Annotated in this window: 13 protein-coding genes and 4 pseudogenes; 6 read left to right on the forward strand and 11 right to left on the reverse strand. The window is 43.1% G+C overall.

All coding sequences use genetic code 11. The features are described from left to right. Positions 1–109: 109 nt before the first annotated feature. Positions 110–1957 (reverse strand): hybrid-cluster NAD(P)-dependent oxidoreductase, encoded by a 1848-nt coding sequence (locus tag FKN16_RS10260; RefSeq protein WP_170902619.1) that lies wholly within the window; start codon positions 1955–1957, stop codon positions 110–112. 108 nt (positions 1958–2065) lie between these two features. Beyond that, positions 2066–2833 (reverse strand): carbohydrate deacetylase, encoded by a 768-nt coding sequence (locus tag FKN16_RS10265; RefSeq protein ID WP_170902620.1) that lies wholly within the window; start codon positions 2831–2833, stop codon positions 2066–2068. Positions 2834–3045: 212 nt separating this feature from the next. Between FKN16_RS10265 and FKN16_RS10270 the strand changes: the two genes are divergently transcribed. Continuing rightward, on the forward strand, positions 3046–3939 hold the full coding sequence (locus FKN16_RS10270) for a LysR substrate-binding domain-containing protein (protein ID WP_170902621.1): 894 nt from the start codon (positions 3046–3048) through the stop codon (positions 3937–3939). Between the two features lie 209 nt (positions 3940–4148). Here FKN16_RS10270 and FKN16_RS10275 read toward each other — a convergent pair whose 3' ends face one another. Further along, positions 4149–5123 (reverse strand): alpha/beta hydrolase, encoded by a 975-nt coding sequence (locus FKN16_RS10275; protein ID WP_102332977.1) that lies wholly within the window; start codon positions 5121–5123, stop codon positions 4149–4151. Between the two features lie 852 nt (positions 5124–5975). On the opposite strand from FKN16_RS10275, the gene FKN16_RS10285 reads away from it, so the two are divergent. Beyond that, on the forward strand, positions 5976–7145 hold the full coding sequence (locus FKN16_RS10285; RefSeq protein ID WP_104972759.1) for an MFS transporter: 1170 nt from the start codon (positions 5976–5978) through the stop codon (positions 7143–7145). A 239-nt stretch (positions 7146–7384) separates the two neighbouring features. Here the strand turns inward: FKN16_RS10285 and FKN16_RS10290 are convergent, their stop codons facing one another. Then, positions 7385–7981, reverse strand: a complete 597-nt coding sequence (locus FKN16_RS10290) for a tyrosine-type recombinase/integrase (protein ID WP_077681356.1) — start codon at positions 7979–7981, stop codon at positions 7385–7387. Positions 7982–8134: 153 nt separating this feature from the next. On the opposite strand from FKN16_RS10290, the gene FKN16_RS10295 reads away from it, so the two are divergent. Then, positions 8135–8674: a redoxin domain-containing protein gene (locus tag FKN16_RS10295; protein ID WP_017058056.1), complete on the forward strand. Its 540-nt coding sequence runs from the start codon at positions 8135–8137 to the stop codon at positions 8672–8674. Between the two features lie 98 nt (positions 8675–8772). On the opposite strand, the gene FKN16_RS10300 is transcribed toward FKN16_RS10295, so the two are convergent. From FKN16_RS10300 to FKN16_RS10315, 4 genes are all read right to left on the reverse strand, one after another. Continuing rightward, complete coding sequence (locus FKN16_RS10300; protein WP_017058055.1) at positions 8773–9138, reverse strand: helix-turn-helix domain-containing protein; 366 nt, start codon at positions 9136–9138, stop codon at positions 8773–8775. A gap of 32 nt (positions 9139–9170) precedes the next feature. Then, the gene (locus FKN16_RS10305) at positions 9171–9755 is read right to left on the reverse strand and encodes an NAD(P)H-dependent oxidoreductase (RefSeq protein WP_136998878.1); all 585 of its coding nucleotides are present in this window, start codon (positions 9753–9755) and stop codon (positions 9171–9173) included. A 456-nt stretch (positions 9756–10211) separates the two neighbouring features. Then, positions 10212–10832 (reverse strand): hypothetical protein, encoded by a 621-nt coding sequence (locus FKN16_RS10310; protein ID WP_102547521.1) that lies wholly within the window; start codon positions 10830–10832, stop codon positions 10212–10214. 288 nt (positions 10833–11120) lie between these two features. Continuing rightward, complete coding sequence (locus tag FKN16_RS10315) at positions 11121–11807, reverse strand: hypothetical protein (protein ID WP_102547522.1); 687 nt, start codon at positions 11805–11807, stop codon at positions 11121–11123. Positions 11808–12319: 512 nt separating this feature from the next. Between FKN16_RS10315 and FKN16_RS10320 the strand changes: the two are divergent. Then, positions 12320–12676, forward strand: a pseudogene (locus tag FKN16_RS10320) (transposase); the annotation flags it as partial. 665 nt (positions 12677–13341) lie between these two features. Here the strand turns inward: FKN16_RS10320 and FKN16_RS10325 are convergent. After that, positions 13342–14898, reverse strand: coding sequence for a cyclic diguanylate phosphodiesterase (locus FKN16_RS10325; protein ID WP_170902622.1), 1557 nt, complete (start codon positions 14896–14898; stop codon positions 13342–13344). A 207-nt stretch (positions 14899–15105) separates the two neighbouring features. Between FKN16_RS10325 and FKN16_RS10330 the strand changes: the two are divergent. Continuing rightward, a pseudogene (locus FKN16_RS10330) lies at positions 15106–15374 on the forward strand (IS21 family transposase); the annotation flags it as partial. 22 nt (positions 15375–15396) lie between these two features. Then, positions 15397–15495, forward strand: a pseudogene (locus FKN16_RS24825) (GNAT family N-acetyltransferase); the annotation flags it as partial. A gap of 526 nt (positions 15496–16021) precedes the next feature. Here the strand turns inward: FKN16_RS24825 and FKN16_RS10335 are convergent. Together FKN16_RS10335 and FKN16_RS10340 are read right to left on the reverse strand one after the other, a co-directional pair. Next, positions 16022–16942, reverse strand: a pseudogene (locus tag FKN16_RS10335) (IS5 family transposase). A gap of 83 nt (positions 16943–17025) precedes the next feature. Next, positions 17026–25617 (reverse strand): glucoamylase family protein, encoded by an 8592-nt coding sequence (locus FKN16_RS10340; protein WP_212756497.1) that lies wholly within the window; start codon positions 25615–25617, stop codon positions 17026–17028. Between the last annotated feature and the right edge of the window lie 122 nt (positions 25618–25739).

Genomic DNA, 25739 nt, shown 5'->3' on the forward strand with positions numbered 1-25739 from the left:
AGCACGACATTGCAGGTCATTTGGGTGTTATTGTGTTTTAGATAGTCCAACGATATTGAGGTCACTATCAAAGTTTGATAGTGGCCTCAATCATCATAAAACCTACATACTAGCTAACAATATTTACATTTGTCTTAGGTATCGCGCAGCAAGCTAGGGCCATTCCTTTCGCCTTATCACTGTCTTCAATTCCTGGGGCATCGGGCTGGTAAACCTCTCCTGATTTCACTGTGACTTTGCAGGCGCCGCAGAAACCAGCTCTGCAGTTATTCGAAATAGAAAGCCCTGCAGCTTCAGCTTGCTCCAGAACGGTGCGCTGGTTGCTTCCTTCAAACACGACACCATCAAGGTTGATTTGAACCCTTTTTTCGCTCCCGTCCGCCACTCTTGCAACGCCAAATGTCTCTTGATGGTACTGTTCTTCAGGCAGCCCACTCTCTATCATCAAGCGCTTTACACTCTCCATGAAACCACTAGGACCACATACAAAAACTTGACGTTTGTGAAACTCTGAAATTTGATTTAAATGAGAACGACTAAAATGCCCCTTTTCGCCTAGCCAATCAGTTGATGGCTCGCTAAGGGCTAGAGTCACAGTGACATTGGCGTGTTGTTTTTCTAGCATAACGAGCTCTTCCATGAATGGAATATCCGCTTTCGTCAAACATTGATGATAAAACGCAATATCACGAGTGTCTCGTTGGTCAGTCAAATACCGAAGTATGGATATCATGGGTGTCACACCGCTACCGGCAGAAAGCAGCAACAGCGGGTCATTCGAGCCTTTAGTAATATGGAATGTGCCTTTGGGTTGATCCGCAATAATGGTATTGCCAACTTGTAAGTGTTTGAATAACCAGTTGGAGACTTCACCACCATTGACTCGCTTCACTGAAATCGACAAACGCTCTGGTCGAGAGGGGCTAGATGACAGCGTATACATTCGTTTAGTCAGTTTGCCATTGACCGTGATCTCAATAGGGAGGTGTTGTCCCGCTTTATACTCAGGTACCAAGCCATTTTTAGGCTCAAACCAAAATGTCTCGAAGTTTCTTGCTACAGGTTCTCTTTCAACGCAAATCAACTCTTGTTTTTTTGCGTCGAGATCTTCATAAAACTCCTTGGACTTATACTCAAGCACTTCGATAGCATCATTGATGGAGATAACACCTTCGTTTTTCGCTACAAGGTTTTGCCCGAAAAATATTTTGCCTTGCTCGTTGGCTCTAAAACGCGAAAAGGTTGTCAATGGCTCTTTACTGGCCCTAAACTCCCTATTTCCCAGATCAAGTGTCGTTAAAATGCACCGCTCACACGGCTCTACAATTTCAAATTCGACGTCACCTATCTTGATACGTTTCCATGAGTCTTCGATAAAAGGTTCGTCTGATTGCACCACGAGGTTAGTACGAAACTGTTCCATGGTGTGGACGTCGCTGCTGCGTCTATTCAGCTCCGCTAATGAGCCAGAGCTAATAAGCAAGATAGGAAAACCGTCGGCAAAGCTCACATTATGACCAAGGTTTTCTCTCATGCGGTTAGATTGCTCGCCAGTAAACAGTAACTCAACTCGCTTTCCTATCACTTGGCTAAACCAATCGTTCGCTTCATCGGTTGTTGTATAGGCGGAAAAACGGTCTCTCCAAACACTGGCATCTATAGCCTGCATTTTAAACGTAGAATAGTGTAATTTTAGCGGCTCCACCCCGGGGTAAGAAAAAATGATACCAGTAGGCAGTAGACTGGAACTCACTTGAACCATATTTGGATACTGACGCGCCGTCACCATCGTTGGGTATTTAGCTAAGGCGGAGACCGCCTCGCCAGTCAGCGCCAGCATAAAGCGACGATCAAAAGCAAGGCCTTGCTTTTCAGTCCACGAAGAAGAGAGTGAAAGCCCGCCAATAGATTTGACTGGATAGATAGTGATTTGGGAAAGTACGGTAGGATTTACCACAATGTCACCCTTTATTATTGTGTTGATTGATTGAACCGCAAGCGATGATTTTAACGACCGAGCAAGGCTGATGGTTTATCTTGTGAGGAGGTAGGTTGCCTCGCTGAATTAAGCATGAAGCGCATCAAAGCCGACGCATTCAATGTCATTTTTTCTTAGCCAGAGAGAAAACTCATCGCTGGTTAAAATCTTCCACTCTTCAACGCGGGCATGGGCATAGCTAGAGATGTCCTCTAGCTCTTCGTTAAGCGTTCTGGCAGGGTGACACATCAATTCAATCGTGCTGTTAGGCATGCTGTCTTGATAAGCCAGCAACATGGCTTTGAGATATTCAATATTAGCGCCTTCGGCATGAAATCCCATATCAAACGCATCTGGTGTCGGGACCGATAACAAGTTTTGACCTCGTATAAAGCTATCAATACGCCTGACGGGGAGGCCTATTTCATTGGCTGCTTGTGTAAAACCTATTTTAAGAGGGCGATAGGCGCCTGCAAAATGGTGACTATCGATATGATTAATATTAAAGCCTTCGTCTATAGCGGCTTGATATTGCGCTTTAAGCTCTCTCGCCACTTCGTTAGAGGAGACATCGGATTTATTAAATAGGGTCTTTCTATCAAAAAAATGACCATTCTCGTCGACCAGTGTTGGAACCAATGTAGGATCTGAAATGGGTTGACCAGATGTCACTGTAAAATGCAGTCCAACTTCAGAAATAAGGCCACGTTGATAGAGCTGTGACGCATGAGCGACGCCAGGTTGGTTCATCATGATGGTGGTCGATTTTACGGTTCCGGCACGAAAACAATCCGCAATCCCCAAGTTCACCGACTCCGTCAGCCCAAAATCATCAGCATTTAATATAAGTTTCATCGTATCTCATCCAAGTTGTATTTTATCGATTCTAGTAATAGCGCTATCAGTTCCGATGCCCGTATTGAGCTTTCCGTCATCGACAACGTTGCGCTTCTTGATTGAGTCACCATTAACGTCCTTGTAATGTGACATTACACAAATTAATCTATAGTGACTCACAGCTTCGGACAAACGAACAATACCTCTAAATGAATTAACTAGAGTAATGCATGAGCTCAATAACCAATCAACAACAGCAGCTTTCTCTGCTTCATACTTTTAGCGTTGCAGCGCGCTACTTGAGTTTTACCAAGGCAGCAGAAGAGCTCTTTCTGACTCAAGGTGGGGTGAGCCAGCGAATTAAAAAACTGGAAATGCAGCTTCAATTCAATCTATTCATTAGAAAAACCCGAAAGTTAGAGCTAACCCCGGAGGGACAAAGAGTTCTGAGTGTTTTGAACTCATCATTTGAGTCCATATTTTCCACCCTTTCTGACATTCAAACCGGAGAGCTGACTGGTAGCTTACATATAGCGACATCACCTTATTTTGCCTCTGCTTGGCTGATCCCGAAACTCCCTTCACTTCGTCAGCTATACCCAAATCTAAGCATCAAGCTGCAAACCAAACAAAATCAATCTGATTTTCAATTTGAGCCTTACGATGTGGCGATTTTTTATAGCCAAGGGCGGTATCCAAACCACTACAGTGAGCGACTGTTTTCAGGGAAAAGAACACCTGTGTGCAGTGTTGATTACGCCGCCGAGCATGGCCTTCACAATGGGTTGAGCGCTCTATCTGACGTTAATTTTATCCATAGAGGGGATACGAGTGCGTGGCAGCATTGGTTAGATGAGATGAATGTCGGCATCGACTGCGAAAAGCGATGTGATTTCTATAGTGATAACAGGCTGGCGATGGAAGCAGCGGAATTATCGCTTGGTGTATTCCTTGCTCGATATGAATTTGCGCTACCTTTAATCCAAGCGGGGAGATTAGTCGCGCCATTTCCACATATTGAATCAGGAAAGGGCTACGATTTGGTTTGTCCTAAAGGCATGGAAACGAGAGCAAAATTTCAAGCGTTTTCTCGCTGGGTACATTCTGAACTAGACAACGAATAATGCGTGCTCGTTGTATCGCGATATGACTGAGCACGAATCAACTCAATCGCCATTGTTCTCTGAATCTCTCCAACGCTTTAGACTCATCACCGCTCAAATGAAAAAATACCCTAGTGTTTACTCTAGGGTATGTATTAACAACAATGATAGACAGTCTATAGCAGCAATGAAGACCGCAATAGAAACAAAACTCAGCTCAGTTTTGTAAATTATTTTTTGTCAAAGAAGTCAGTAACAATACTTTCAACCTGGACGGGGCACTCCTCCATCAACCAATGGCCACATGACTCCAACACATGACCTTGAACGTCGTTGGCATACTCTTTCATTTGATTAATTTGAGTTTTACCTAAACTGCCTTGACCGTTACCTGATATTGCCAAAATCGGCATTTTCAACAAGTTATTCTCTGATAGATTGTCATTTTGAATCACAGACTCTGGGAGCGCTCTGTAATATTCAAAAGCGGCATGTAACGTTTGAGGCTTTTTATAAGAGTCAGCATACATACCGAAGAGTTCATCTGAAAATGCATTCTTGTTTTCTGCATGCTCAAGAATGAAATGTTTAAAAAACTTATCTTCATTACCGGAGATAAGTGATTCAGCTAATTCATTCTTAGCAGAGAAAAAACTAAAGTGCCACGCGGTCGACTCTCCCTGAGGTGTATAGGCTGGGAACGTATAGATGAGGTCGCTTGGTACGATGGTCTCTAATAAAGCGACCTTATCAATATCATTCTGATGCTGAGCCAGCATTGGGTAGGTCACCCAACCGCCAATGTCATGAGCGATAACATTAAATTTCTCTTCCGGACTAAAGGTTTTAGCTAAAGAATGGATATAAGGTGATACGTCTTGTCCTGTATAAGAGGAGTTGAGCGGCTCAGACAGCCCCAACCCTGGTAGGTCCATGGCTACAACTTGATACTCTTCAGCTAATTTAGGCATTAATTGGTGCCACTCGTACCATGACTGAGCAAAACCATGAACCATTAATAATAAAGGTCCTTCACCTCCAACTACGTAGTGAAGCTTTACGCCATTCACGTCTTTAAAGCTACTTTCAAAGCCTGCAGGGATTGGAAACTCACTGTTTTTTTGACTCTGCTCATTACCCGCAAAAGCCATTGAGGAAAGTAAAATACCCGATGAGGCTAAAAGTGTTTTCTTCCATTTTTTCATAAGGTTAATCTCATAACGTGTTATACCGATATGCCCTCACATTAAATGGCATACCGAAGCAGGGCGCAAAATGTGTCATGGCATGTTCGAGTCGTCAACTGGGTATTTTTTAACAAATCAACGTAACGGCTAAATTGTGTGCATTCATCACACCTTCTATTTATCGAAAGAAACCAGAGATTAAATCATTTAAAAACAGATGCTTGTTTTGCTTTCTTCTGAGCTTGATGTTCAGTCTAACGCTGCAAAAAACACACATTAAGTCCTCGTGGGAATATGTATTAGTAATCTAAAGGACTCAATTCGGCGTGTGTTATCCCCTATTATGCAATCCAACTTGATAATTACATTCAAAAGATTCTCGGTATCTCTCGCTGAGGCTTTGAGGTTCGATGTGACGACGAATAACCCCCATTGCCACTTCTGTTGTAAGAGTGACAGCGTGGTAAAGCATGGCTATGGCCCTAAAGGCCATCAAAGGTATCGCTGCCTGAGTTGCTGTCGCACGTTTCAGGTGAACTATTGTTACGAAGCCTGCAAACCAGGCATTAGGGGCAGAATTATTGAAATGACCGCACAAAATCATGGAAAGCGAGCAACCAGTCGTCACTTGCAAGTTTCGTACAACACGGTTCTAAGCGCATGTCATCGGGATAAATAGAAGCCATTCCCCCTTTGAAAATGCGAATTCTGATAATTTGCCGAATTCAATTGCATTGATAACGGCATTTTTATTGGACGAAAAACAACATTTTTGCGTCACCTATCCAAAGCATGGATTGAGTGTTCTAACAACAACCAATGTTAACGGTACATATATTCCATACGTTAATAATCATTTGAGTTGAAACAATGAAAAAACAAAGCTTGTTTATCTTTGCTCTATCTTTAGCCGTTTTTGGCGTTATCACGACAGAGCTGGGTATCATCGGTCTTCTTCCGCAAGTCATGAAAGATTTAAACATTGACGTACAAGAAGCGGGGCTATTAGTTAGTATCTATGCTGTCATTGTCGCCATAAGCGGACCCTTCATCACATTATTGATGTCTGGATGGAATAGGAAGTATGTTCTAGTCGGCATTCTTTCCTTATTCGTGCTCTCGAACCTTGTGTACGCCATGACGCAAGATTACTCAACCATGATGATATTTCGCGTTCTACCGGCTTTAGTCCATGCTGTTTTCTTTTCTGTTGCCTTAGTGGTTGTCACATCTATGGTTCCAGTTGAAGAACAAAGCAACGCCGCCGCTAAAGTTTTTGGTGGAGTAGCGGTTGGTTTGGTCTTTGGTATTCCGATTAGCGCTTTTCTAGCTGAAGAATATTCACTTGCTTATGCCTTCTACTTTGGCTTAACTGCTTGTGCTATTGCGTTAGTGAGTGTGATGTTTTTGATGGAAAGCGCGCCTGTAAAGGAAAAAATGTCATTCGGCTCTCAAGTGACTATTTTACGTAGCAAGTCCATGTGGCTGTCGCTATTCACCGTTATATTCATCTTTGCAGCGATGTTTTCTTCGTACAGTTTTATTACTCAATACTTAAGCACAGTAACGAATATGAACGGTACGTGGATTAGCGCCATGCTGATGGTGTTCGGTGTATTTGGTATCTTTGGCAACTTTATCTTTGGTAAGTTACTCAGTCAGAATATGCGAAAAACTGTAGTACTGTACCCTGTACTATTCAGTCTTACCTTTATCACAATTTACCTTATGGGATTTTCTTTCTACTTTATGATTGCCATGGTTGCATTTTGGGGCGCTGTACACTCAGCAGGCTTGATCGTTAGCCAGACATGGATAATGGAAAATGCGGGAGATGCTAAAGTGTTTGCGAATAGTCTTTTTGTATCTTTTTCAAACCTAGGAATTACTATTGGCTCGGTAATAGCGGCGTGGTTTATCGCTCAGTTCGGTGTAGAAAATCTATTCCTATCAAGCTTAGCATTTACGGTATTAGCGTTGATTAGTATCTTACTAAATCAGAAAAAAAGTCCCGATCTTAAACTTTCAGAAGTGAATTAATCCGCGAAAGTGCTGGCTTTCATTAGAGAAGCATAACCGCAAAGGTCAGCACTATTTCTATTACTTGCTCATTCCTGATTGGATTAAACATGTTAGTCCAATCTGCCATTCATTTTGCATTAGATTACTTAATCCAAACTGTATGTCGCTACTTTGAAGTGTCTATTAGTTCTAACAAAGTTTGGGGCAACACCTTGTCGGTGAACAATAGGAACCCTACTAAATAGGGTTCATTTCGACTAACAATCCGTGCCTTCTGAAAGTAACAATGCATCTTCTAATTCGACACCAAGGTAGCGAATAGTGTTATCTACCTTTGTATGCCCCAGTAAAAGCTGTACCGCTCGGATATTTTTAGTTTTTGCATAGACCAGTGTCGCTTTTGTTCGTCTCATCGAGTGAGTACCATATAGGTTCGGATCTAACCCAAGGTTTAACGCCCACTTTCTAACTAGATAGCGGTAGTACGAATAGCTTATAGCTTTGTGCTTACGTCTTTGACTTGGAAAAAGAAAATCTCTGCTGCCTAGTGAAGCAATCAAAATCCATTTAATTAGGCTTTGTTGAGTTCTTGTCGTTATCTCAAATTGAACTTCAATGCCCGTTTTTCGCTGAATATGTTTAACGCGATTAAATATCCTATCTTGCGAAGATACATCACAAACTCTGAGAACGAGCAAATCACTCGCTCTAAGTTTGCTATCAATAGCTAAGTTGAGCAACGCAAGCTGCATCAAATTATTTTCAATTTCTAATCTGGTTCTGATCCGCCAAATTTCCTCAAGCCGAAAAGGCTTTTTGACGCCACTTCGTTTTGTTTTGTTGAAAACCACCATGATGAACTCCTTTTTGATTTGGTCATCACGATTGTAGTTGGAAGAAATGGACAGTTTCCTTATCTAGGTTACCAAAAGTATACTAGTTGAAACTATTCTGATCTTGCCCTACGTTTTGAATTACTTAGTAATAGTTAAATCCAAGGAGCCAAGATGGGATACTCAAAGAAACTGAAAGCAGGTGCTACTTTCCCTGTATTGGAAGCAACTAAAATAGATGGAACAAAAGTGAAGTTAGGTCAGCCACAAGGTGAAGCTACTTGGCAGGCTGTATTCGTTTATCGTGGTAAACACTGCCCACTTTGCACAAAATACTTGAATGAAATAGAAACTTATAAACAAGCCTTTTCCGATGCCGGTGTCGATATTCTGGCTGTCTCTGGCGATTCAAAGGAACAATTAGAACAACATCTAGAAAAGCTCGATATAAGCTTCCCGATTGCTTATGGTTTAAGTGAGCAACAAATGAAAATGCTAGGACTTTACATTTCACTACCGCGCTCTGAAAAAGAGACTGACCATAACTTTGCAGAGCCGGGGTTATTTGTAATTAATGAGCATGGAAATGTTCACGTAGTAGATCTATCAAACAACCCATTTGTGAGACCTGAACTTGGTGCACTTACACGGGGGTTAGCTTGGATTCGCGACCCAGATAATCATTATCCAATCCGAGGTACGTTAGATTACTAAATGTAGCTTGCTAGAACGAGACAGTTCCGAATAACTCTCGTATAAAAAAGGCAACACCTTAAGATGTTGCCTTTTTGCAATGTTAACTTTCATTGAAATTACTTGAGTTGGATATCGTTACTTTCCGACCACTTTCTTAACTCATCAAGAATATTCAAGGCACTTCTTCCAAACTCGGTAAGCTCATAGCTTACGGCTAGCGGCTTTTCATTTAGCACTCGACGTATCACCATATTTTCGTTTTCGAGTTCCTTTAGGCGTTGGTCTACCATCTTCTTACTTGCGCCACCGAGCATGCGTGAAAGATCATTAAACCGAACCGGACCATCTTTCAAATGATAGATAATTGAACCTTTCCATTTAGCTCCTAAAATCCTCATTCCTTTTTCAATAGCACATGGCTCGCCGCAGGCATGAATAACACTTTTGTGTCCTTTTGCATTTATTTCAACTTTTGCTTTCATACAGCCTCGCTAAAAACGAATCCAGACCGTTACTAGAATACTTCGTTGAGGTGCGCTTCAAATCGAGCGAAGTCATTCTCAATATCGGCATTCTTCATAACATCGTAACATGCAAAAGTAGGCAGTGCAGACATACCAAAAAATCGAAAATTTGCGTGCATGTGGAACATCAAATCATCCACACTTTTACCTTGGAATAGGTATTCATCTTGGCTATTAAACGATTCTTGTGGAGCATTAAATGTTAGAGAAAGCATGTACTTGGTGTTTGTAAGTGTACCGCCTGTACCATAGTTTTTAGTCGGTTCATCTTCACTGCGGCCATCGAAAGCACACAACGCACCTCCCATTCCGGCTGTGAACACTTCATCCATATATTTCTTGAAAGACCAAGGGATCGTCATCCAATTAACAGGGGATTGCAGAATGACTCGATCAGCCCATTGAAAGTGGGCCAATTGTTCATCAACAACATACTCTTCTTGCATGGTCACAACGCGAACAATATGTCCTTTTTGCTCTAAAAGTGTAACAGCTTTGTCAACCAAAGACGCATTAAGTTTGCCTTCTGAAAATGGCGATGGCTCGTGGGCATTGATGATAAGAATGTTGCTCATTGTTAATTACTCCGCATATAAAGATTGGATAGACAAGTGAAGTCATAGCTCCTTGTCTGCTGCGGTATATATTAGTTACCTAAAAAGCGAATTCAATTAGTATACTTTTAGTAACCTAGTCAAAAAATTAGTTGGATTGACTTAAGTGATAGCTTTATATAGAGATCTTAGTATTAGTTTCTTTAGTGCAAAACCTGTTTAATTCTTCAACGTAATATTCAGATGTAACTCGCCTTGGGGCATTTCTGTGTTACACACCCCGTCAGCACACCTTTGAACATAAGCTTCTTAAGATACTCACTCCAATTTGAAAAATATGGATAAATTTTTGCGTGGAAAACCGTGAGTGAAGTGTCCATTTCCACAGTTGTAATACACCCGACCGAGGTAGCCGGAATGGTTCTACCCTAATTTAGCGGACAGTTAAGATAAATATGCGATCTATAGAGTATTATTTCAACTTGTTACATAGCTAAACCTACCAACATCAAATTGATATGGATAATTGTTAAGTGGTTTATCACTTTGACAATTAATCTTTTTGAATGCTTCCATGGTTGGGTCTGTTATGGATATGTATGTAAAGTTAGTCTGAACCTTTTTGATTAAAGAGTTATATTCAATATATCCAAGCAAGAAGCCAGCTGAACTTAAATCATACTCTTTAGCTATAAGTTGAAGGTTCCTCATATAACGCATAAGAAATGGGTTTATATACTTGAGTTCATCACTTTTGCATATGAGTACAAATTCAAAAAAATCCAAATTTATCTCTGACGGTGTTCCTTGAAATGGTTTTATCTGATTACTTGATGAAGTTAGAGACATACCATCTATAACCATTAGTTGTTTCGTCATATCACTAAGGCTTAATAAAAATAGTCCTTCATCATATAATTTCTCTGAAACAAGATTGTTTCTAACTTGATCTATTAATGAATTGGCATGCCCAAACGCTGGTAATACTTTATCCTCTGTTCCAGTTTGTACTAGAGAAAGCACCAAATTATTATTATTTGTATTTAACCAAACTGCATTATTAGTCGGTGTAACACAGTGTGCGATTGATGTAATCATAGAGGTTTATCCTTACATATCAGAGTCATGTCCAAAAGTAAACAACGCATGGGTGCATTCTTTTTCAGTAAAATTCTGATACTTTATCTTTCTGACCTGAATATAATAACACCAAATATTGAGCGTTATTATGATTAATTTATTTGCATTTCATAATTATTTAACTAAATAAGGATGGCTGTTAGTTTAATTGTCATATAAGCAGTGATCTTATATTGTAAAATCAATCTAAAAATATAACCATCCCTTTTTATATTCAGCTTTTATCATTTTTTTAAGCAAGCTCAACTAAGCAAACAGAGCATGGTCGGAAGTATTGTATAAAAACTTAACAATTTCGTAGTCTAAATTCCAAGAGAATTCTGTTGTAGGACTCTCACATGAGTGTTCTATTAATGTTGCTGCTGAATCAGCCTTAGCGAATGTGTATAAAGCTGATGTTACTGGAGTATCAAACACTTCTACTAAAGAAAGAACAGCCATCGAAATACCGAAGTATTGTGGTGATGTTGGCATACCAGCTGCAGTTTGCTGATAGATACTCATTTCACTGTTGAGATATGTCATCATGGGGGATACATCACCACCAATCCCAGCCAGCATACGGTTAAATAGCTGCTGGTTAGCGTCTGTGATAGTTCCACTTCCTGAAAGATTACTAGTGGAGCTACTTGTTTGTGACATCCCATGGATGCTATTCATGGCTTTAACCATCGCACTTTTATCTTGGGTATATACGCCGTTTACAACATCTTGACCGCTAGTATCAAGTACAGCTTGCTTTATGAGGTTAGGGATCCCAAGGGCTTCCTTAAATGCCTTAGCCATAATTTGTTTTTGATTTGTAGTCCAGCCATATTGTTCAAAGTAAAAAACAAATGATCCTGACATTGCATGTTTCCATGTGCCACTACCATCAGCTGCAGGAGTAGAATGTATTGTGACTAGTTCTTGATGATTATTTTTTACGTTCATTTTAAGTATCCTTTACTAATTGAATTATTAAAACAGATTTAAACCGGACGACGCAGAGATGCAAAGCTTCAATTTTTATGAATTCAGTTGCACATACCAGATTTACATGAAGTCTAGTTGAAGTTATTGCATACGCAAGCAAGTACTGCCAAATTTCATAATAATGCAATGTACTTATCGTAGTTGGGGGGATTGGTTGAAAATTTTTTCAAATGGTTATGTAATAGTTTTATCTACTGGTTTAATGATATTGATCAGACTATCAATGACCTACCCATTTTCAGGCTCTAACTCCACATATTCAATCACCAATTAGAGTAATGGCACTAATTCACTTTTAAAAAATACGGTCTACTTTCTTCAAATCATTACTGATTGTGAATTCTTTGCGTACGATACTCATTAAGTCCAGTGGGGTGCGATGACTGGCTTTGATGTGATGGACGCACCTCCCTTCTAGCGTTGTTGTACCAAACTTATGGTGCAACCAGTGAGAGCAGGAGTAAAAAAGTATGTCTATCAAAGTTGTCGGCATCGATATAGCCAAAAACCTATTCCAAGTACGCGTGTTGAGTACTGATGGAGAAATAATATCCAATCGAAAAGTTAAACGAGATAAGTTTCTTGGTACTGTTCGCCAATTGCCAGAGAAAGCTGACCTTGCGATGGAGTCGTGCGCACCTTCGCATTACTGGGGGCGGATATTCCAAGAATTAGGACATACAATCGCTCTTATTCCAGCCCATTACGTGAAGCCATTCGTTGGGCGACAAAAGAACGACGCCAATGACGCAAGAGCGATTTGCGAGGCCTTTTCCAGACCCGACATTCACTTCGTTCCTGTTAAATCGGTAGAGCAACAAGACCTTATATAGTCTAGATAAATAGACGCTTCTTGTAGTAGTCAGATGTAATATCGGTGCAGGATTTGATTAGTACGTTTACGACAATTCAGTATATACCCTTAAATTAGCCTTAAGGTGGGTTGTGCTCTGAGGTGAGGACTAGCCCGAGAGCATAGCTACCTTTTAAGAGCAGATTAGCTGAATCGACCACTGTTTTAATCAAAAATACGCAAGGTTTCTAGTGTTGCCCTATGATAGATGAGCATTAAGAAAAGTAAGGTAGATTCAGAAGTGATGCCTGCTATTGAGTAAATGCGTTAACACATTTCGGGGCAGAAATTTGTTAGCTCGGATCGCGCTGAGAAGTCCTTGGACACAAAACCTTGTCAGTTATATTACTAAATTAGAATGTAACGGATTAGCTGATATATGGGAAATTAACGCCGTGTTAAGGTATGAGCTACGCTACCACAAACTTGACTATAGCACCGTAAATACTGAACCCAACGTGCCAAGCGTTGGGAATCATTCTTAAACGCTTTGTTAGTTGAACTCACTCCATCGACAAAGCGAACGTTATTCAATACATAGGCAAAGAGGTCCAAGCCCCGTGGGCGATGCCACTTAATATCGACACTCCACAATCATACCAAGTATCTTTTGAATACTTCCTTCGTTGAGGCTTAAGGTCAGTTTAAACAACTTGCAAATTTAAGCCCTTTCTTTTTACCGTACTCTTGCAAAAATTCTTCTAATGGTATGGGTTTGGAAAAAAGAAAACCCTGTAAGTATTTGACATGATAGTTAGCCAAATATTCTTGCTGTTCTTCCGTTTCAACACCTTCAGCAACAATCTCGAGAGAGAGTCGATTCGCTAACTCTATCGTATTTTCAACTAAGTGCCTGGAGGTAGGGTTACTTTCAACTCCTTGAACAAACATTTGGTCTATTTTTATGTAGTTGACTTGAAATTTTTGAAGGTTAGCAAGACTAGAATGCCCAGTACCAAAATCGTCTATCGCGATTTTGCACCCCAATTTTTTGAGGTTGCTAAACAGCACTTCGGTTGACTCAGAAAAATCCAATACTTCTCGCTCAGTTAACTCCAAAACAAGCATGATATTTTCTTGATTTACAGTTTGAATAAATTCTTTACACTCATTCGCCAAACCCATACCACGACAATGCTGGGGTGATATATTCACGCCGACGTGAAATGGCTTCGTTAGATGACTACTATAGGCACATAGTTGCTTTGCCGTTTCCTTTAACAGCAACTGAGTCATTGGTACTATTAGACCTGATTCTTCAGCTTGGGGAATAAATAAGTCTGGACGTACCACTCCTTGAATAGGATGCAGCCAACGCATTAAGATTTCCACTCCCTCTATTTCTCGTGTTTTAGCATTAACAACGGCCTGAGCATAAGGAACAAACTCCTCTTTTTTTATGGCTCTCTTTAACTCTTCATCAAGACTTTGGGGACGAGTTGTATGCCACCAATAGTAAACTAGGAAGGAAAGTTGTATTAACAGAATTAATAGAATGTAGAATTTTTTTTCGTGCCAAAACGCTTCCTGTAGTGAAGAGTATGAAAAGCCAACAGAGACGCTATAGGGAAAAAAGTCAGATTTAGAACTCTCCACCCCAACAAGCTGTTTCGTTGGGTCGCTATTTAAAAGAGCACCGTTTTGATCTAGCCATATCTTACCCAAAGAGAAATAGGTAAGGTGAGAATCAACTGTTGAGCTAAAGAGAGTTTGTCTAAGATGAAGCGCGTCAATTCCACTTAATGCCGCTATCTTATCCTTACTGGTACGCAGGACGATAAGTGGGTGGTTTTGTGCCACTTGACTTCCAGGCATTAACAGTAACTTATCCGAGACATACCTCTCGTCATCATCCTCAAATATCCTGTCTCCCCAAAGGGAAGTGCAGTTTATATAACCGTCAACTGATATATTTGTTGTTCTAACATAAGGCATTGATGCTGCAATCTTTCTTAGCTCATAAGATGCCTCATCACAGTTATTCCCACTCAGTGCTAAGCTTAAAGTTTTCTCATTTGCTTTTTCAGCGTAAAAGAATATGGTGTCAATCTTATGGACGATACTATCAGCCCTATTCAGCGCTTGTTCTTGCAACAAACTCACAAAATATTTATACGAAAATTGCAAAACTATTAAACTAAGAGCGACACTCGCCAGAGTAACGAACAGTGGTCTTACTCTACTGAAGTCTATCATTTGGCTGCCTCACCCCTTACTATCCGAGTTAATCTAGTTACTTGTTGTAGCAATGCTTGTAATATTATCTGAATTGTTCTGTTGCTCCTAATTTTCTTACATACCTGCACATTTCGGAGCATTCCTTTATCTCTTTTAAATCAATCACTATTTTTTACTACTTAAACAAGAACGTAAGAAAGCGACAATGGCTAAAAGAGAACTCCAATGAACAAAATCAAAGAGGTGTTACGCCTTAGGTACAACTGCGACCTATCAAATCGCAGCATCGCTTTTTGCCTTAAACTCGGAACTCCTGACTAGCTTTCAGCAAAGCTGGCTGGCCTTTAGGTTGCAGTGACACAGAACTCACTCAGGCACTGTATCACGGCAAGAAAGCCAGTCGGGATAAAGTCATGCCAGAGTTCACGCAATACGCTATCGTACTCAGACGTAAAGGCATGACGAAGATGCTACTCTGGAAGGGATATCACAAGCTTACACTCAGTTCTGGGGGATGAAGGCTGGATTATGCAATCTTTATTCTGGAAGGCGCTCCCTCACGTTGTCGGCAAACCAACATGCTTGAAAGCAATAGATAACCCAAGTTATTGGTGACATTCGATATAGAAACACATTGGGAATCACATTTACTTCTGATGAGGATTACAATTTATAGGGCAAAATCTGTTAACTAGTGCGTGCTGTAGGTGTTTGCCCATAAAGCGAAAAGGGGCAGAAGTGCTTCATAGTGATTTTTGCAACAGGTTGTTGCAAAATTGGGGTTGGAGTTTGTCCAACAGCCTGTTGGACATTCGATGAAGCAGGCAATTTCCTAATTGTGCAGCAGCTTGTTGCACAAATAAATCTCATGTTGGTTTCATGCGCACTAAACACGTCTTGGGGCAGGAATGTTCCAAGAAGTTCTGGCTGACACTTACTACCTTCCAAGCTGTCCTTTCGGCCAAATGTAAGCTTTGTTCGCCGCTGTGCCAACAGGAACTAGTCTCATACATTTTTATGTCTTGCAGTTACTTAAACCTAACCCAAATGAATTAAGTCAAATCCTAGTTCAACAATACAGCTAGGCTTTGTTGCTTAATTCATTCGGTAAGAAGACCTGACTGTCCATATTGATTAATTCTTATGCAAAGTGCTGAATTTCAGGCATACCAAGCACTGTAAGCTTGTTCAGCACTTTGATCATTGTATAAGTCTCACCAACCTGAGCATTGTAGTTTCTCAAACGCAGTTTCCCACCTAGTAACTGCTTTACTCGGTACATGGCTATTTCTGATAGAGAGCGCTTATGGTAGCCATACCGCTTTTTCCATTTCTTGTTTGGCCAGTTGAGCTTCTGACAACCTACAGCTAAATTGCGGGGATGACCTCTCTCCCAGAAGGCTGCCCCTTCCCTTGGCGGAATGAGCGAAACCGCTTGTTTGATGCGGATATCTTCGTAATACAGCCTTGTGTCATAAGCTCCGTCACCTGATACCTCAATGATTTTACGACGTGTCTGCCTAAGTAAGTTAGGAAGCACTTCAGCATCAGTTACGTTTGATAAACTCAACTCTGTTGCGACTATTTCGTGGGTGCTGGTATCTACTGCTAAATGTAGCTTACGCCAAACTCTACGCTTCCCGTCAGTACGATGCTTCTTGACCTTCCATTCACCTTCGCCATAGACCTTAAGACCAGTGGTATCAATAGCTAGATGCTGTATCACGCCTCTGGTTTTCGTTTTGAATGAAACCTCAACTTCTTTAGCTCGACGACTTATACAGGTGTAATGCGCACAAACTAGCGGGATGTTAGCCAGTTTAATAATGAGTCAATAAATCCTTGCAGCGCTCTCAATGGCATAGAGAATACTCGTTTCACCATCAATGCAGTAGTAATGACCAAGTCGCTGAATCGACGCGGTCTACCTCGATTGCCTTGTTTGTTTCGTTTTCACTCGGCTATCGCTTCCTCATCAATCCAAAAAGGTCAGAGAGCCACGGTTGATTAGCGCTTTTTTGTACTGTTTCCAGTTAGTTGTTTTGTAACGAGGTTTCGGCATGAGACTACGATGTTTAATGGATGTAGCCGAACATATCGTAGCTTCTTAATTTAGTTCCATCGATTTAAGCAACAAAGCCATCCCTAGATCCAAATACTAATATTTAGTTTATGAATCTTTCCATCCAGAGGCACACGCACTATATTATTGGTTATTTGAATATCCATGCCATCAATCACTGCTCTGATATTTTTTTCCGCTATTAAAGAGTCTTCTACAGAAACTCCAGCGTTAGAGGAATCAACAAGATCAACCACTTGCACGACGGCAATAAAGTATTCGGTCTTGTCTATTTTTACGCTGACTTCAAAGCACGGCCAATCCAACGGAATGCAAGGTTGAATAGTCAGTTCTTTGCCTTCTCGATTAATACCCAGAATACCTTCCATTCCTGCTTGATACATCCATCCAGCTGATCCTGTGTACCAAGTCCAACCGCCTCGCCCTGTGTGAGGTGCGACGGCATATACATCCGCTGCAACCACATAAGGTTCGACTTTATAACACTCTGTACCTTCGGCATTCAGGGTGTGATTAATTGGGTTTAGTAAATTAAACAACCTGCTAGCTTTATTGCCATCCCCCAATTTTGCATAAGCTAGAATCGCCCACATGGCAGCATGAGTATATTGACCACCGTTTTCCCTTACCCCCATTGGATAGCCTTTGATATAACCTGGGTCGTGACTGGTTTTATCAAAAGGCGGTGTAAACAATAGAGATAATTTTGACTCGGGTTGAATCAAATATTGATCGACCGAATCCATGGCTTTTGCTGCGCGTTCTGGTTCGCCCTCTTCAGACAACACGGCCCAAGATTGCACAATAGAGTCGATTTGACATTCATCACTATCTTTAGATCCTAGCCAACTGCCGTCGTCGTAGCTCGCTCGGCGATACCATTCACCATCCCACGCTTTTTCTTCAATAGCTTCTTTGACTCTAGTTGCATGCGTCACCCAGCGTTGTTCTCGTTCTCCTTCGTCACGAATTTGCGCCAGAGGTGAGAATAACTTAATAGTACGAATCAGCAACCAGCCTAACCAAACACTTTCCCCTTTACCGCCTTCGCCGACACGATTCATGCCATCATTCCAATCGCCTGTGCCTATCAGTGGCAGACCATTTTCGCCCGTCAGTTCAATACATTGATCCAACCCGCGAGCACAATGCTCAAACAAGGTTGCCGACGCGTCCGTTTCAACAGGATGGAAATACGCATCATGCTGATTCGCAGCCAATATTGGCCCTTCTATAAAGGCTATTCTCTCATCCAAGATGGACATATCACCCGAAGTTTCAATGTAAATCGCGGTGGCATACGCTAGCCAGACTCTATCGTCAGATATATGCGTACGTACACCCTGACCTGTGTGAGGCAACCACCAATGCTGTACATCCCCTTCAATAAATTGACGGCCCGCTGCACGCAAAATATGTTCTCGAGTCATATCGGGGCGACGAAAAGTCATCGACATACCATCTTGCAATTGATCCCTAAATCCATAAGACCCACTGGCTTGGTAAAACGCCGAACGAGCCCACATACGGCATGCGACTGTTTGATATAGCAGCCAACCATTGAGCATGATATCCATCGCTCGATCTGGTGTTTTCACCTGAACCGCGCCTAACAAGGTTTCCCAGTACCCGGTTACTTCCGCCAGAACCTGATCCAAATCAGCATTTCGATATTGCTCTATCAACTCTCGAGCTTTGCCGACCGAATCACATTGCCCCATCAAGATCACCACCTCCACCGATTCATTTGGTTTTAGCTCAACGACACATTGTTGCGCACTACAGGGGTCCTGCCCTCCGCCCGTGCTACCAGATAACGGCGAATCTCTTAGCAAAGCGGCAGGCGCACTCATCCGACCATTACGTCCTAAAAACTCCGAACGATCAGTCGTCCACGACGATTGCATCCCGCTCATATCAGTAAATGCAACACGCCCTGGGAACGCTACACTCCAACGATTGCAAGCGAATAATGCATTTGACCCTGCTGTATCTAAATCTGTGGTAATAAAAGGTGCGGTTGCTCCGCGGGCGGTGCCTAATACCCATTCGATATAGGACGTCACCGACAAACGACGGTGCTTTCCTGATTGGTTATGTAGCGTTAGGCGAGATATTTTAATAGGGTCTGAGAGCGGTACATATTGTAATAACGTTAAGCCCAAGCCATTGATTTGATGTTCAAAGCGACTGTAACCATATCCATGATGGGCAATATACGCCCCCTGATCATTCAGATGCGATCGAAGTGGGTCTGCCGTAGCGCTAAACAACGCTAAGCTGTCTTCGTCGCGTACGTAAATCGCTTCGCCCGATGCATTAGTAACAGGATCATTGCTCCATGGAGTTAGCTGATTCTCTCGGCTATTTTCTGCCCATGTATAACCCCCTCCTTCCGCTGCCACATGAAAACCAAAGTGTTGGTTAGCAATAACATTAATCCAAGGAACAGGGGTAAACGCGCCTTTTTCGAGAATAACAGTATACTCGCACCCACCTAAACTAAACCCACCTAAACCATTAAAAAACTCGAGCCCTTCTTTCAGCTCAGCTAACTGTTCTTTTACGCTTGATTTACGCGATTCAAGCGACATATTGTCACCATCAATGACGTCATACGGGACTTTCAAAGCAGGCGGCCAAATAGGCGATGAAGGTAGGCGTTGGATATGCTTACTGATGGAGCCACGACGTGCAACAAGCACGACTCGAGCAACAGATTTAAGTAAATCGCAAACCGACACATCCACTAAATCTGCACGCAGAACATGTACATTACCTTGCACATGATCGCCATTGAATTTATCAACATGCTGAGGACGAGACTGGCTACTTCGCACTGCGGCTTCAATGGCGCTTTGCAAGTCTTGTAAATAAGAACACGCGTGCTCGTTGATTATTACAAGGTCCACCGCCAGCCTTTTCATACGCCAGTATTCATAGGCGCACAATAATTGCTTCACTTGTTCAATATCTTTGACGTCATCAATACGCAGCAGCACAATGGGTAAATCACCACTAATCGAGTGCGGCCACAACACAGACTGACCCGCCATGCCACGATGAATGAATTCGGGTGAAACACGAAAACGCGGATCTGCGTAAATAATCGGTGCCGCTAGTCGTTGAAAATCATCCGCCTCGGTTGGACTAATATCCAAATGACGCAATTGCACTTGCGCCAACGTCCACGCCAAGGTTTTCGCTCGATCATAAGCGCTGCGGTCATGATGTCGATCAACAAGATCCATTAATTCTTCACGAGAAGACGCAACGACTGTCCAAAACGACACTCTCACCACACTGCCTGCTGGCACATGTACGGCATAGCGCAACGAGAAAATAGGATCTAGAACAGTTCCGATTGAATTATTGAGAACGACACTCTCAACCGACGAATCGTCACAATCAAACGCCGCCGCAGTGGCAATGGAATTACCTCGCCCAATAAACAAGGCTCGGTTAGTCTCATATTGAGGAGCGGCTGTCACTTCCCCTTCGACAATGGCAAAATGCGCAGCCCAAATTGAAGGTTCTTGTGGAGCACGTTTGCGTCGGGTCGCAATTAGCGCATTGTATTCAGGGACATATTCCGTTTGCACAAACAGCTTAGCAAAGGCCGGATGAGCATTGTCAGTAGCTGGCGTTGTTAACACCAATTCAAGATAAGACGTTAGTTCAATGTCATGCGCTGTGCGACCATTATTGCTCAATGAGATACGACGCACTTCACCATCGTCTTCACCAGATACCAAAACATCCATCGTCGTGGTGAAATCGCCATCATGGCGCACAAATTCCGCATGATCTTCTTCAAACACTCCCGCCGGATAATGACCTTCATCTTGCAGAGGTTGAGCAGAACTCGACCAAAGCCGACCTGTATTTTTATCCCTCAAGAAAATGAAACTACCGTAATCATCACATGTGGAGTCCTCCTGCCAGCGCGTCACAGCAATGTCGCGCCAACGACTGTAGCCCGCGCCAGTGGCGGTTAACATCACCACATATCGACCATTCGATAACAAATGTGTAATGGGCGAGCCTTCGGCTGTTGGACTTAGGCATCGTACTATCGGCGCAATCACCATTAGAGAAGACGCGTAGGTTTTCACTTCTTCTGCCCTAGAATGACTAATGCAAACATCCCTTGGCATACGTTCTTGTAATAAGAGCTCACATGCCTGAATCATGGGTTCTTGATGAAAACGCTGTCTAAACACGCCTTCCAGTAAGGCATTGGCAATGGCCACAATAGTCATGCCCTGATGATGTGCCATGAAACTGCGTACAATGGCAACTTGGCTTTCCGTAGGCAAACGTGCTGGCGTAAAGTCCAACGCCTCGTAAAAACCATAACGGCCACAAGCACCCATGCTGGTTAAGCGATCGTAATTATCAACCGCCGCCTGAGGGTCAATCATGGTGGCAAGCCCCGTTGCATAAGGTGCGATCACTCTATTTTCCGCCAAGCCGCGTTTTAGACCAAGTCCCGGCACACCAAAATTGGCATATTGATAAGTAAACTCGATATCACGCGCATTATAAGAAGATTCCGACACGCCCCAAGGGATTCCAAGTTGTTTACCGTATTCCTGCTGACGCCCAACGATCAGCCGATTGGTCTGTTCAAGTAAACTGCCTGTTGGCGCTCGCATAACCAGCGACGGCATCAAATATTCGAACATGGAACCCGACCAAGAAATTAGAACCGAGCCGTTGCCCATGGGTGTTGCTGCGCGACCAAGACGAAACCAATGCTTGGTCGCCACATCGCCTTTGGCGATAGCAAACAAACTCGCCAATCGTGCTTCCGAAGCCAATAAATCGTAGCAACTTGGATCGAGACAGTTTTCGGCAAGAGAATAACCAATCGACAAAAGTTTGCGTTCAGGGTCGATGAGAAAAGCAAAATCCATCGCTAACGCCATGTCACGAGCTATGCTCGCGAGCACATTTAATCTAGCCAGCAAAGAGTCGGAAGAATTGCGCAGCTCAAGCGTATCGCGCTCCTGCTCAACCATCAGCTTATTTGCGGCTTCGATCCAATAAATGAAATCAGCATGACGACCCTGTGCAATTTCTTCGCCAGAACCTAATGGTCGCTCACGTGCAAGCTTGGTAGCTTTATTAGTCAATCGAATTAAAATTGGCGTTAAGGTCTCGATAGTCTGGCGGCTGTTTAATTTACTCTCTATATCGTCCAAAGTCGCAAGCAATGGATGCGAGCTATCCGTTATGGAGATGCTAATATCTCTAACATCCGGACTAACAGGGTTAGTTAGTGGTTTTGATTCAGCTACTAAGGATTGTCTAGCCAACGCAATATTATCCATAAAACCTGAGCGCACCATTGAGTTTAGATTAGCGGTTAAAGTGTCTTGAGATGGCCCAGCCACGAATTCTTCGCGCCATTGCTTGCAGCTATTTGCCAGCGTTATCAAATGCCCAGCAAGATTGCCGCTGTCCACCGATGAAATGTATTCCGGCAACAAAGTATGCAAGCTTTGTGTGCCGTACCAATTGAAAAAATGGCCGTTGTGTTTTGGTAGTTTTTCCAGTGTAACAAAGGTCGTTTCGAGTCTGTCAATCGTTTCGAATAACCCAGCCCAACCAAAATCTCGCGCCGCCACTGAAGACAACAGATACAAACCAATATTGGTCGGCGAAGTACGATGCGCCACCATAGGCTCTGGGTCTTCTTGGTAATTATCAGGCGGTAAAAAATTGTCTTCCTCTGTCACAAAGGTTTCAAAATAGCGCCACGTTTTGCGCGCAGTAAGGCGTAAAGTGACCGCGCCAACATCGAGTTCATCTGGTCGCAACACTTCCGGTGATCGACTAACAAACAGGGCGACCAAAGGCGCAAGACACCAAAGCAAAGCAAACGGGAACACCAGCAGCCACACTGCCGGATTCACCACGATGACAAACAAGCAAACCGCCAAAGCAAGCAAGGTGCCACAGGCCATATTTTGATAAAAACCCGTCACCTTGAGTCGCGGACTCGCATGACTCTGCGCCGCGGTTTCCCATTCCAAACAACGTCGATGCGTCACACCTAAACGCAACAAGGTGCGTGCGATCGCATCCAAGGAGCGCCAGCTTTGATCAGGAAGAAAAGTGATAGACAAAAAAGTCTGACTCAAAGCAAGACGTAAATCCCCTAACCAAAGTCGAAAATGGTTGCTGGTGTCCACGCCAGAACGATGAGGAATCATCGAAAAAACACAAGGCAGCAAAGGCGGAATAGCCATGACAGCCAATAACACAGCCGTAAAAAACAGCACCGACGACGGAAATAACAGCCAACTTAACACCAAGGACAACAAGGTTGTTGGAGCCACCAGCGACCGCCTTAAATTATCGAGTAGCTTCCAACGCCCCAGACTGGAAACCCCCTTATCTGTTGGCTTACTCATAATCCACGGCAACAGCTGCCAATCGCCTCGCATCCAACGATGCTGGCGTTTCGCGGCGACATCGTATCGGGCCGGAAACTCTTCCACCACTTCCACATCTGAGACCAAACCAGCACGAGCAAAAATACCTTCGAACAAATCGTGGCTCAGCATGGTGTTATTCGGCACACGATCCGCCAGCGCGGCTTCGAACATATCGACATCGTAAATGCCTTTGCCAGTAAAAGAGCCTTCGCCGAAAAGATCTTGATACACATCTGAAATCGCAGCCGCATATGGGTCTATACCGCCAGGAGCAGAAAATATACGCTGGAACAAAGAACCTTCCGTACCGACTGATAAAGACGGTGTGACACGAGGTTGAAGAATCCCGTAACCCGCGACAACTCGCTGTTTGACTTTATCCAAACGTGGACGATTCAACGGATGCGCCATTTTCCCGATCAATCGCAACGCTGTTTCTCGTGGCAAACGCGTGTCAGCATCAAGGGTAATCACGTAACGAACATCACTCGGCACACTAGGCGCTTTGCCCTGAATAGCAATAAAAGTGGTGTCCGTTGCGCCGCGTAATAATCGATTAAGCTCATGCAACTTACCGCGTTTTCGCTCCCAACCCATCCATACATTTTCACTCGGATTAAACAGTCGACGGCGATGCAGCAAGATAAAACGTGGACCAGATGGACCCTCTTCGTAGCGCTGGTTTAATTGCTCTATTTCAAATGCCGCCCGTTCCAACCACACCGTATCGCTTTCTAATTCTTCCAAATCAGCATCTTTGCCATCAGTTAATAAGGCAAAGCTCACATCACCGCCGATGCCGCTAAGATAATGCACTTCTAGACGTTCAATTTGTTCTAATAAATCCTCTTCTGAAGTGAGCAAAGTCGGCACGGCGATTAAGGTTCGTAACGAGCTCGGGACGCCAGCTTTTAGCTCAAGCCCCGGTAACATCACCGCACCAAATCGCCATGTCACTAAACGATTGACGATGGCAAACGCCACTTCTGTGGCAGGAATAAAGGCCACCACTGCCCACAGCAACCAAGGTTGTGCATGAAACGCTAGGAATCCAGCGAAGAAAATACTAATGGCAAGAAAAGCCAAGGCGGCAATGGCAATCGTACCGCAGTAACCCGCGACGCCAAGGCGTACGTGAAAACGCCTAACTCTTAACTGCATGGTCGGTGTATAGGCGATGGATTTTTCGAAAGCCAAACGCCCTTGTTCAATCAGATAATAACCTGGGTCCCCAAGGCGGTTTCTTTCTACCTTGGCTTCTTCAGAAAGTGCTTCTTGCTCTGACTCTTCATTCTTTGATTCAACACTCTTTGACTCAAAAGACTTTACGCTGTCTTTCGCCATTTCTACGGCGCGCTGGGCAATGTCTATTTCCGAATAATCACAGCCTCGTGCCAGTTCCTCTACGGCACTGCGATACAAGTTACGCGTCGAAAAATCCATTTGGGCATATAGGTCATAACGGTAAAATTCTTGATCGACCAGACTGACTTTCTCAAACAATTCCGACCAATCAACATCAGAAATCAAGCGCATACTGGTGATCACATTGCGGATGGTGACGTTCGATGCACCTTGGCGTTGCTGGGCATGCTGCACCACTTCTTCTACAGAAAGACCTTGTAGCTGCAAACGCTGTTCTAGCCAGTCAAGCGCGGGCGTAGTTTTCGGGTCTTGGTCACGTAATCTCTTTGCCAGTTGCGCAGCAAACACTTCCGATAAAGGCCCCGATGAACGTGCGGCGATATCTTCTTGTAACGCCGAATAAGCACAACCTTCCACTAAAAGTCGTGCTGCTAAATGATCTGCGTCTTGGCGTGCTTTTCTACCAACGGCAATTTGATCGGCTAAACGTCGCAAGTTTTCAATCAATACAATACGCAGCGTGATCGCCACCGCCCATAATTCACCGATGGTAAGCGGTTGCACAGTCTGATAAGCATGAATAAAACGCACGAGAGCCTCTGGATCAATATGACTATCTGTGTGGGCTACAAACGCCCAGGCTAGCCCAAATACTCGCGGATATCCGACAAAAGGTCCGCTAGCCAATTGGGGTAATTGACGATAATAACTGTCTGGTAGATCGTCTCGAATTTCGCGGATTTGTTCTTCCACTAAATGATAGTTATCTAGTAGCCATTCTGCTGCGGGAACAACACTACGTCCTTGTTCTAGCTCCGTTGCACAGCCTCGATAAGACTTCAACAACGATCTAGCATTATCATCCAACCTCACTTGTAACGATAAGACCGACGTTTTTTTGTCGAGAACCTGCTGAGCCTTAGCCAAACTTTTTGCATGCTCTTCAAGCCGCGCTATACCAAATA

The sequence above is a fragment of the Vibrio sp. 11-4(1) genome (assembly GCF_013048625.1).
GTDB classification, from domain to species: domain Bacteria; phylum Pseudomonadota; class Gammaproteobacteria; order Enterobacterales; family Vibrionaceae; genus Vibrio; species Vibrio diabolicus.